The 10140-nt window shown below is 32.8% G+C and carries 11 protein-coding genes; 10 read left to right on the top strand and 1 reads right to left on the bottom strand.

Features of this window, described 5'->3' with window-relative positions; all coding sequences use genetic code 11:
• Window positions 1-135: 135 nt before the first annotated feature.
• The 7 genes from ACW9W3_RS09540 (at window position 136) to ACW9W3_RS09570 (ending at window position 7527) form a co-directional block, all read left to right on the top strand.
• A complete protein-coding gene (locus tag ACW9W3_RS09540; RefSeq protein WP_457765913.1) occupies window positions 136-588 on the top strand; it encodes a hypothetical protein in 453 nt (150 codons plus the stop codon).
• Window positions 589-811: 223 nt separating this feature from the next.
• Window positions 812-1810: an ATP-binding cassette domain-containing protein gene (locus ACW9W3_RS09545; protein WP_457765914.1), complete on the top strand. Its 999-nt coding sequence runs from the start codon at window positions 812-814 to the stop codon at window positions 1808-1810.
• Window positions 1807-2592, top strand: coding sequence for an ABC transporter permease (locus ACW9W3_RS09550; RefSeq protein WP_457765915.1), 786 nt, complete (start codon window positions 1807-1809; stop codon window positions 2590-2592). The genes ACW9W3_RS09545 and ACW9W3_RS09550 overlap by 4 nt, the downstream gene beginning before the upstream one ends.
• A 95-nt stretch (window positions 2593-2687) precedes the next feature.
• Window positions 2688-4259 (top strand): 6-bladed beta-propeller, encoded by a 1572-nt coding sequence (locus tag ACW9W3_RS09555; RefSeq protein WP_457765916.1) that lies wholly within the window; start codon window positions 2688-2690, stop codon window positions 4257-4259.
• A gap of 129 nt (window positions 4260-4388) precedes the next feature.
• Entirely contained in the window at window positions 4389-6020 is a 1632-nt protein-coding gene (locus ACW9W3_RS09560; RefSeq protein ID WP_457765917.1) for a hypothetical protein, read from the top strand.
• Window positions 6021-6142: 122 nt separating this feature from the next.
• Window positions 6143-7228, top strand: coding sequence for a sodium-dependent bicarbonate transport family permease (locus tag ACW9W3_RS09565; protein ID WP_457765918.1), 1086 nt, complete (start codon window positions 6143-6145; stop codon window positions 7226-7228).
• Window positions 7225-7527, top strand: a complete 303-nt coding sequence (locus tag ACW9W3_RS09570) for a P-II family nitrogen regulator (RefSeq protein ID WP_457765919.1) — start codon at window positions 7225-7227, stop codon at window positions 7525-7527. Before ACW9W3_RS09565 ends, ACW9W3_RS09570 begins: the two co-directional genes overlap by 4 nt.
• Here ACW9W3_RS09570 and ACW9W3_RS09575 read toward each other — a convergent pair.
• The gene (locus tag ACW9W3_RS09575) at window positions 7524-7823 is read right to left on the bottom strand and encodes an ArsR/SmtB family transcription factor (protein WP_457765920.1); all 300 of its coding nucleotides are present in this window, start codon (window positions 7821-7823) and stop codon (window positions 7524-7526) included. The genes ACW9W3_RS09570 and ACW9W3_RS09575 overlap by 4 nt on opposite strands.
• A gap of 40 nt (window positions 7824-7863) precedes the next feature.
• On the opposite strand from ACW9W3_RS09575, the gene ACW9W3_RS09580 reads away from it, so the two are divergent.
• The 3 genes from ACW9W3_RS09580 to ACW9W3_RS09590 form a co-directional block, all read left to right on the top strand.
• Entirely contained in the window at window positions 7864-8265 is a 402-nt protein-coding gene (locus tag ACW9W3_RS09580) for an arsenate reductase ArsC (protein WP_457765921.1), read from the top strand.
• 2 nt (window positions 8266-8267) lie between these two features.
• Window positions 8268-8966: an MIP/aquaporin family protein gene (locus ACW9W3_RS09585; RefSeq protein WP_457765922.1), complete on the top strand. Its 699-nt coding sequence runs from the start codon at window positions 8268-8270 to the stop codon at window positions 8964-8966.
• Window positions 8967-9031: 65 nt separating this feature from the next.
• Window positions 9032-10140: aspartate aminotransferase family protein (locus ACW9W3_RS09590; protein WP_457765923.1), on the top strand; the 1109-nt coding region annotated here is incomplete at its 3' end.

Genomic DNA, 10140 nt, shown 5'->3' on the forward strand with positions numbered 1-10140 from the left:
TCCTTTTGTAATTAGGATTGGTCTGAACAATGTCTCCTTTATCTCCATGCGTAATTTTTTCTGTCAAGTAATTTAACCCCATTGATAGAAATTTCTGATATCTGGTATGATAAGCAAATCTGCAGATAAGGCACCATGTCCGTAAAACTAGAAGGAATGCCTACAAACATTGCCACTGCTGACTCTTTTACTGGAAAAAAAGTCATAGATAGAGAGGGAATTCAATATGGTAAAGTCAAACATATCCACATCCATCAAGATACCCTCACAGTATCTGGAGTGACAATTCATCAAGGATTCAACAAGGATTATTTTCTTTCAGAGGATTACATTGACAAATTTTCTGAGGAAACTTTGCTTCTTAGCAGACCTCCAGTAAGAACAGGAGTATCTGTGGTTGACATCGATGGTCATAAAATTGGTAAAGTCAAACGATTACATAGAAACCCTGACACCAATGAACTTGAATCCATTGAAGTAAGTGACGGTTTGATGCATTCAAAAATTTTATCCAAATCTGAAATTTGGGGAATTGGAGAACGAGTCATTTTAAGAATGAGCAAAGAAGAATTCAAAAAACTTGAATGATCTTTCCCTTCTTTTTTAAAAATAACCTTTTTTGTCTAGTCTGTTTTCTTTGAACATACTTTACAAACAGGGATTCCTTCCTGAACCGTTATCTCTACATTTGATGAATGGCATTTTTGACATAATCCTATCATACTCCAAGTTCTCTGCATACTCTTTAAATTTTTTTTGTGTTCTCCAATGAATACTTAGCAATTTATAATTGCATTATGCGATCAAAGTATTGTCGGCTATAGAAACAAAATCTCTTACAAAATCATTTGGAGGTGTGATTGCTGTAAATGATATCTCTTTTTCAGTTGAAAGTGGAGAAATATTTGGATTTCTAGGTCCTAACGGTGCTGGAAAAAGTACAACTATGATGATTCTTACCACTTTGCTAAAACCAACATCTGGCCAAGCTTTGATCTCTGGATTTGATGTAATGACTGATGCAAAAAAAGTTCGAGAAAGTATTGGGTATGTCCAACAAGAAACTACTGTCGATGAATATCTGACTGGTAGAGAGAATTTGATTTTGCAAGCAAAACTCAATCATATTCCAAAAAATCAAATCAATAAAAGAATTGACGATATTTTAGAATTAATTGAATTAAGTGACAAACAACATGACTCTGTAGTTACCTATTCAGGTGGGATGAGAAAAAGATTAGATATTGCAGGTGGTCTATTACATAGACCGAAAGTATTGTTTCTTGATGAGCCTACTGTGGGCTTGGATATTCAAACACGTAGAAAAATTTGGAAATATCTGAAAAAAATCCACGATGAATTTGATATGACTATCTTTCTTACAACTCACTATATGGAGGAGGCAGATCAACTCTGTGATAGAGTAGGCATTATTGATGGTGGAAAAATACAGGTAATTGATACTCCCATAAATATGAAAAATGCAATGGGTAACGAAGTGATTTCCATAATTATTGAGGATGAAAAAAAACATGATTCATTTTTATCTGAACTTCATAAGATAGAGTTTGTAACCAAGATTAATGTAGATGGCTCCAAACTAACTCTTTTTGCCTCAAATGGAGCAGAAGTAATTCCAAAAGTATTTCAAATTTCAGCTGAACTTAAAATAAAAATTATTTCCATTGCTCTAACTCAACCAACTCTTGATGATGTATTCATTTCATACACTGGACATGAAATAAGAGATGATGATTCAAAGTTTAATCGAAAACTAGAACATGCAAAGATGAAGAGGTTACGTGCATGAGTACATTGATGTATGATACGTATACAATTTTTTGGAGAGAGTTAAAGAGATACAAAAAATCTCGAAGCGGTGTTTTAATTCGTTTAATTCAACCTGCAATTTGGATTATAGTTGTAGGAAATATATTTTCAGGAACACAACCATTAATTCAATCTGTTGGATTTGAAGGTGAATACATTGAATTTATGGCACCTGGTGTCATTATTCTAACTGCAATTTTTACAAGTATTTTTGGTGGTGTCAATACTTTGTGGGATAGACGTTATGGTTTTATGAATAAGGCTCTAACTTCTCCAATTTCTCGTTCTGCCATTGCACTTGGAAAAATGTCTGCAATTTCTTTGATTGCAGCTATGCAAGCTAGTTTGATTGTGGGGATTGCTTTAGCAATTGGTGTAAACTTTCCTAATCCTATAATGATTGCGCCAATTATGGCAATTGTAATTTTATTTTCATTGGGATTTTCTGGAATATCTGTAATTGTTGCAGCCACTGCAAAGTCTCAAGAAACTTTTTGGGGTGTGATTAATTTTCTAGGAATGCCCCTGTTCATGTTGAGTCCTGCTTTGTTCCCATTAGAGTTACTTCCTGATTGGCTTGCAATAATTGCAAAACTCAATCCTGTCACATACACAGTATTGCTTGTAAGGGAATTGATGACTGGTGTCTCAGAAGGAGGAATTTCAATTGTTTTGAGCCTGGGAGTAATCTCTGTATTTGTTTTAGTTATGGTGGGTCTTGCAAGCTATGTCTTTACGCGTGAAGTAAACAAACCATTTTGACACAAAGTTGACAAAAAATGAAATATTTGTTAACTCTGTTGATCTTTGCCAAATTTTAGAAAAAGTATCTGTTGTCAAAGTTAGTCCTGCTTGTCATGGTTTTTACAATATTTTTAGTATCAAGTGCTTTGATTCCTTCTTCGTTTGCTCTGGGAGATTATGATCTAATCTCAGAGTGGGGTCAATTTGGAATTTCAAAAGATGGCCATTTCTCATATCCTGAATTTATCGCAGTTGACGAGCAAGGAAATTCCTATGTCAGTGACTTGGGAAATAAAAGAATTCAAAAATTCTCAAGTGATGGCCAATATCTTACTCACTGGGGACAGAGTGGAACTTTACCTGGAGAATTTCATTATCCTGCTGGAATAGCAGTGGATAGTAATTTTGTCTATGTTGCAGATCATGATTTACACAAAATTCAAAAATTTTATCTTAATGGAACATTTGCTGATCAGTGGGGAAGTAAAGGAATTCATGATGGAGAATTCAAATATCCAAATGGTATAGCAGTTGATTCTGAGAATTTTGTCTATGTTGTAGATACAGGTAATCAAAGAATTCAAAAATTCACATCTGATGGAGAATTTGTTTTATCTTTTGGTTCAAGTGGAATGGGGCCAGGTCAATTTCTTACGGCAATTGGATTGGATGTTGATGATCAAGGATATGTGTATGTAACAGATAAAGGAAATCGTAAAATTGAAAAATTTGATTCTTTTGGTAATTGGATAAAGTCATTACCATTTACTGGATATGGTTTTACATTCTCCCCTGGAGGAATTGAAATTTCCCCTGATGGAAAAATATATGTTGTAAACTCTGAAAGCGGGAAAGTTCTATCACTTGATCAAGAAGTTGGTTTATACCTTAATATCTTTCAGAAAAATGGACCTTTTTCACAAACCTTTAGAAATCCTACTGATATTGCATTAGGAATTAATGGTGAATTACTAATTGTAGACTCTAGTGCCCACAAAATTTATTCACTTGAGACTCCTTTTTACACTGAACCTGAAATAATTGAAGTAATTGAAATTCCTGAAGTTATATCTCCCGAAATAATTGAATCTTTTTCACGTGATAAAATTAACCCAACAATAATGCCTCCAACTGATTTGATTTTAGAAGCTACTGGATTGACTACTTTTGTAAATATTGGTAAGGCAATAGCTGCTGATAGTGAAAGTGGAATTAAATCTATATTGAATAATGCTCCTGAAGAATTTTCTCTTGGAGTAAACAAAGTTACTTGGATTGCATTTGATAATGCTGGAAATACTGCAGAAGCATATCAAACCATTACAATTAATGCATGTGGGCATGTTTATTCTGATTACAACATGATCGTAGGTACAAATACTGATGATTTCATTCAGGGAACTCCTGGCGATGATCTTATTTTTGGCTTAGATGGTGCTGATATTATTAGTGGTAATGATGGAAATGATTGTATCTTTGGCGGTAATGACGATGATATAATTTATGGTAATGATGGATCTGATACCTTATTGGGTGGATCTGGAAATGATGTCCTAAAAGGTGATTCTGGATTTGACATACTCTATTCCAATTCAGGTTCTGATGTAATGGATGGTGGAGATGATTCTGATGGATGTTATTCTCCAGCAGATTCTAAAACAGATCTTCTAATTAATTGTGAATAAATTTATTTTATATTTTTAGAATTAATTTGAACATGTTCTATATAGAAATAGGTGTACTATCTATGACTATATTTTATTAGTATAGAACCATGACACAGCTTATAGCCTGATTTTTTGTTTTTGTATTTAATGACTTACAAAAACGCAAAGAACATTGCAATTTTTAGCATTGTTGTTTTATTCACAGTATCCACATTTGATATTTCAAATGCATACGCTGAAGAAAGAAACTACAAAATGGTGGGTGACGTTATGCCTGTACTGACATTTACATTCAGAGATGGAATTGAAACACACGAGTTTCCTGTTTTCGAAATGGGTGAAAATTTTGTTGATGATTCAGGAGTTTCTTTTTCGGTAGAAGGGACTATTACTCATTCTCCATTATTGCACAAAGCAATGGATGAGGCATACATTTATCGATACTCAAATGCTGCATTTGATCATCAATTCAAATACTTTGATGTTGTTGCTGATTTTGTAAAAGAGGGGGAATCTATAATCTCACTTGATTACAACAATTGTAGAGTTGACAACTATAAAGTTGAAACACTTGATTCTAATGATTATGAAAGTTATACTAAAGAAGTTGGATTTGCAATAGTAGATGAAATTGACTTTGTATGTAGTGGATTGAATTCTAATAATGAATCTCAAAAACTACCTTTAGGAATTAGGATAGACCATGATGATTCTGGATTTAATTTCGTAAATGGAATGAAAACATTTGTGACCTTCACCTTTAATGAGGGTAAAGAAAAAATTCAATTTCCTGTGTTTGATTTAATTTCAGGATATGCTGAATCTGTACGTAATGTAAAACCTGAATTCTCAGTAGAAGGTGTCTTGGATTACTATCCATTATTGCAAAGCAAAATTGATAATGCAAGAAAAGTTTCCGGTTATTCTGGTTCCTCAAATGATGACTTTAATGCCTTAGTTGAATTTACTAATGGTGAAAAAGTATACAGAGCATTGGATTTTTCAAGTTGTCGTGTAACTAATACAAAAATTACAACATTGACAGACAAAGAAGAAGGATTTACTGGAAAGAGTGGGTTTGTAACTGCTCATCAATTGGGATTTGAATGTTCAGGAATTAATTCATTAAATATGTATTATGATGAACTAAGAGGCGATGAACCTTCTTGGAAATCCATTGATTTAATCCATGAATATGAAGAACCACTTCAAAACACTGACAAGGATTTGAGTGTTTTTGCTATATTCACTTTTGAAGATGGTGTTGAAACTGTAGAATTCTCCATGTTCAAGCAAGGTGATGTGCTTTCTGCAACTGAAGCAACAAACATTGCAAGTGGTAAAGATACTGTTGGAACTCAACAATTCACAAGAAAAGCAGCATATCCTACTATAGAGTTTAGAGGAATTGTGGGAGACTATCCAATGTTATACAAACATGTTGATGACAATCTAAAAATCCTTGGCCTAGTTGGAACTGGTAATCGGGAACTTGTTGACATTGATGTAAAGATAATATCTGGTGATGAAGAAATTCGTGGATTCAACTATTCTAATTGTAGATCAACTGATTATGTGATCTCTACAAATCCAAATACAGAAGAAAGTTATGTCAAAAATAATTTTGCACTAGAAAACATTTTTGACTTTGAATGCCAAGGATATCATCCAAACAATCCAATCTATGATGCAATGTTTGATGTTGAAAAAGCAAAAACTCCCAGTAGCAAAGATTTACGAAACACTGATGACTGGGCTAAAGGATTCTACGTAGAGTAGGTTTTTTCTTATTTTTTTATTTTAAACCCTGTTTTTTTGATATTATTTATCAAATTCACCTATTTGTTTGATAATTTAATGTCTTAATTTTTATTCTGCCGATTTTTTTTTGTATTATTCAAATGGATATATTACAATTAATTCAATCAAATCTTCTTACTCCAATCATTTTGTTTTTCTTATTTGGAATTATAGCAGCTAGAATAAAATCTGATTTGAAAATCCCTGAAGCCATTTCAGAATTTTTACCTATCTATCTCTTAGCTGCAATTGGTCTTCATGGTGGAATAGAGATGAGAAATACTGGATTTGAAAATATGTTAATTCCAATGTTGGTTGCAATCGGACTTTCACTATTGTTTACTTTGAATCACTATCAAATTTTAAGAAGATTGGGTAAATTCAATATTTTTGACTCATATGCATTGGCATCAACATATGGTGCAGTAGGAGCTGTAACATTTTCAGTTGGCCTATCTTTTCTCAAAAATCAGGGTGTTTCATCAGAGGGATACCTTGCAGCAATTTTAGCAGTACTAGAACCTGTTGCATTCATCTTGGCCATCTTTTTGACAAATATGGCAGTATCAAAACAAATCAAAGCAAAGAAAAAATCATTTGCTGGTGATAATGCATCTGATATTGACATGGGATTACAGGGAACAAAAACAAAACTATCTCAGGTCTTACATGAGTCAATAACTGGCAAGGCTATAGTGATTTTACTTGGAAGTATTGTGATTGGATACATAATTGGGGAGGATGGATTTATCTCAATCAAAATAGTATTTGATGAAATGTTTACTGGTGCAATTGTAATTTTTATGATAGAGATGGGAATAATTGCAGGTCAAAGATTAGATGATATCAAAAAAGTTGGAATTTTTCTCACTGCATTTGCTATAATCATGCCTACTTTTAATGGAATTATTGGAGTTTTGGTTGCAACAGCAATGGGCTTGAGTCTTGGTGGTGCAGTAATGTTTGGATTGTTGTTAGCTAGTGCTTCATTTATTGCAGCCCCTGCAGTATTGCGACATGCAATTCCTCAAGCAAATCCAAGTCTTTACATTACATCTGCATTAGGAATAACATTCCCTTACAACATTATTGTATTGTTACCAATAATGTTTACAATTTCATCCATTGTTCATACTGGAGAAGGATCGATAGACTTATTCAATTATATCATAAAGGATTGGATATGAAACTCTACAATGTAAAATTACTTACAATCACTTGTGAAATTCTTGCTCAAAAAAATATCATTGAAATTTTAAAAAAACATGAAATTACAGGATACACAACTTATGAAGTTGATGGAAATGGAGCACGTGGTTTACGTGGTCAAGGTTTTAAGAATGAAAAAAATGTTAAAGTTGAAGTAATAATGAGAGAAGAAAAACTTTCTGACATTATTGAGGAAATATCTCAAACATTATTTGCAAACTTTGCTATAGTTCTCTATGTAAGTGATGTTGGTGTATTGAGAACTGAAAAATTTTAACAGCAAGAATCATCCGAACAAAGAATTGGTATCTTCTTGCTAGCATTTGTAACACTTGAAATCAATACTGACAACTGGTTACTGGAAATCGAATACATTGCTTTTTTCCCCTCATCTCTAGATTTGACAATACCGCATTTTTTCAGTGTCTTTAGATGGTGTGATACTAGCGGTTGATCTTTTTTTAATTTTTCAACAAAATCATTCACACACAACTCTTTGTTTTTTTGTAATAATTCAAGAATCTCAAATCTTGTTTCATCACAAATACATTTTAACAGACTTACTCCATTCATATCAATTTAAATTTATATAAACTATTATTTATTTGATTATATGGAAAATTCTAAAAAAATCCTTTTTGTGTGCGTAGAAAATGCAGGCCGTAGCCAGATGGCTGAAGGATTCTTGAGAAAATTTGCTCCTCATTTTGATGTACTAAGTGCAGGAACTAAACCAAAATCACAACTAATCCCAAATGTAGTTGATGTGATGAATGAGATTGGAATTGACATAACACAACAAAAACCAAAAGAATTGACAAATGAAATGATTACTCAATCTATCACTGTCAATATGGGGTGCATAGATAAAGAGTCATGCCCGGCATTATTTGCAAATGATGTAATTAATTGGAATATTTCTGATCCTAAAGATATAGAGATTGAAGAATTAAGAAAAATTCGTGATCAAATAAAATCTGAAGTGTTAAACCTAATTAAAAAACTAGGGGACTGATAATGGTGTATTCTAATCTTCAAATCTTTACAGTAGAATTAATTGGCACTTTCATTCTTGTAATTTTTGCAACAGGTTCTATTGTTTATGATGTTCAAATTGGTGGTCCATATGGTATCTGGTTTGCAGCAGTTACTCCTTTTATTGCATTAATCATTGGTGTCTATTCATTTGGAAAAATATCTCTTGCTCATTTCAATCCTGCAGTAACTATAGGCTATTACATTACAGGACATATTTCTAAAATACAAATAATTTGGTATTTTGCAGCTGAAATTATTGGTGCAATACTTGGCTCACTATTTGTAATGACGTTTATTGGAAAAGATGCAAATCTGGGAGCTAATGCACCAAATTATGATTATTCGATATTTTTAATTTTTTCAGTAGAGGTATTGGCATCTGCATTACTTATGGCAGTTATCTTCACAGTAGTGTACACAAAGGGGCTCAAAGGGTTTAGTGGAATTGCAATTGGTGGTATTGTGGGGTTGGATATTTTTTTCTTGACATTTATTTCTGGGGCATCGATGAATCCTGCAAGAGCCTTGGCACCTGCTATATTGTCTGGAGTGATGGATAATTTGTGGCTTTATTGGAGTGCTCCATATGTTGGAACAATCATTATGGCATTTCTATTTAGGAAAAAATTTCATGCCCAAAGAATAAAAGAAAAATCTCAAAATTCATCTAATACATAATTTATGCCTAAATAACTCCAAAAACCGTGTTTTTTACGAATAATAATGACCTAGTTTAGCCTATGATGATGACTAATTCAAAATTATTCTCAGACGCAAAAAAAGTTATTCCTTCAGGAGTAAATAGTCCTGTTAGATATTTTGAGCCATATCCATTCTTTACAAAAAAATCAAACGGTGCATATCTTTGGGATGCAGAGAACAAAAAGTATATTGATTTTTGTAATGGTTATGGTGCATTACTCTTAGGACATAGAAGAAAAGAAATTATTTCTGCTGTCTCAAATCAACTCTCTAAAGGAACACTCTACTGCACTCCAACAGAGACTGAAATTGAATTATCAAAATTAATCATTGGAAATTTTCCATCCATTGACAAAGTACGATTAGTGAATACTGGCGGTGAGGCAACAATGACTGCAATTAGATTAGCTCGTGGTTTTACAAAAAAGAAAAAAATAATTAAATTTGAAGGCGGTTATCATGGTGCGCATGATTCTGTATTGGTAAAAGCTGGATCTGGTTCTGCACATAATGGAATTTCAGTTTCAGATGGTGGATTAGATGAAGTTTCAAAAAATACACTAGTTGTACAATATAACAACATTGAAGATCTTCAAAAGACAATACAAAAAAATAAAGATGTTGCTGGAATAATTGTAGAACCAATCTTGGCTAACATGGGTTTGATTTTGCCTGAAAATAATTTCCTTTCTGATTTAAGAAAAATTACCAAAGAAAATAACATTCCATTAATTTTTGATGAAGTTGTTACTGGATTTAGAGTTGCACCAGGTGGTGCTCAAGAATATTTTGGAATCAAACCTGACATAACTACTATGGCTAAAGCCCTGAGCAATGGTTTTACAATTGCTGCAGTAGGTGGAAGAAAAGAAATCATGGATTTATTATCTCCGGGGGGAAAGGTCTATCAGGCAAGTACTTTTGCAGGAAATCCTATTTCTGTAAGTGCTGCAATTGCATCAATTAAGACTATTAACAAAATAAAAAATAAACTATATTCCAAACTAGAAAGATTTAATCTTCTATTTTCTACCGCACTTGATGATATGGCCACTGACATGAATATTCCTCACCAAATCAACTTTACAGCCTCAATGTTTCAGATATTTTTTACAAACAAATCTGTCATTAATTATGAAACCTCTAAAAA

The sequence above is a fragment of the Candidatus Nitrosopumilus sp. bin_68KS genome (assembly GCF_054095825.1).